Consider the following 953-nt stretch of genomic DNA (forward strand, 5'->3'; position numbering starts at 1 on the left):
GAAACAACCATAGGAGAGCTAGGAATGCTATCATCTAGCTTAGATCTAGCCTCATCAATGAGTCTTAGCACAGATAGCAATGGAGCATTCGCTTCTACAAGCGCATCAAACACTAGACTTAAATCAGGCTCGCACGTAGATCTAAAGAGCTTTAACGCAGCAGTCGGTATTGCTAAAGAGTTTGAAGGAAATCAAGCAGGAGCTTTTGTAGAGTTTGGTGGAGGTAAGTATGATAGCTTTAACGACTTTGACAAGATAGACGTAAGAGGTGACGGTAAGTTTAAATACATAGGTCTTGGTATAGCTACTAAGTTTAGCCTACCTAATAGCTTTTATCTAAACTCAAGCTTTAAAGCAGGTAAGATAAAGAGTGATTATGAAAGCGATATACCTGCCCTAACTACCGCTAAATATGAAGCTACTAGAAGTTACTATGGAATGCATTTGGGATTAGGTAAAGTAGTAGATATAAATGATATATCAAATATAGATATATACTCCAAAGTGCTCTTTAATAAGCTAGGCAAAAAAGAGGTAAGAGTAGTAGGAGATAGAATTCTTTTAAAACCTGCCGTATCATTATCTGCTAAATTCGGCTTTAGATATAACTATACTCTAAACGAAAGATTTGATCTTTATACCGGTGCTAGTTATGAAAGAGAGTTTAAAGGCGAAGCTAAAGGATATAACCTAACTCATAATTTAGATATAGACAGTCCAAGCATCAAAGGAAATACGGTAGCCGCAGAGATAGGTGCTAAGCTAAACAGTACAAATAACCTAACGCTAGACTTTAACCTACAAGGCATGACAGGTAAAAAAAGAGGTGTTAATGGCGGTATCGGGGTGCAGTGGAGGTTTTAACTTTAGATAAAGAAACTTTTTAGTTTCTTTATCTAGCTAATATATACAAACAGAGGCAAATTTATCGTTTGTCTCTGTTTAAATTTCTT

At 36.1% G+C, this 953-nt stretch carries 1 protein-coding gene; it reads left to right on the forward strand.

Translation table 11 applies throughout. The annotated features are described in order from the left end of the window. Positions 1-864, forward strand: an 864-nt coding sequence (locus tag ACHJH3_RS11245; RefSeq protein ID WP_407064888.1) for an autotransporter outer membrane beta-barrel domain-containing protein, incomplete at its 5' end; no start/stop codon positions are given. Positions 865-953: the final 89 nt, after the last annotated feature.

It is taken from the genome of Campylobacter canis, from assembly GCF_045504005.1.
Classification (GTDB): Bacteria; Campylobacterota; Campylobacteria; order Campylobacterales; family Campylobacteraceae; genus Campylobacter_A; species Campylobacter_A canis.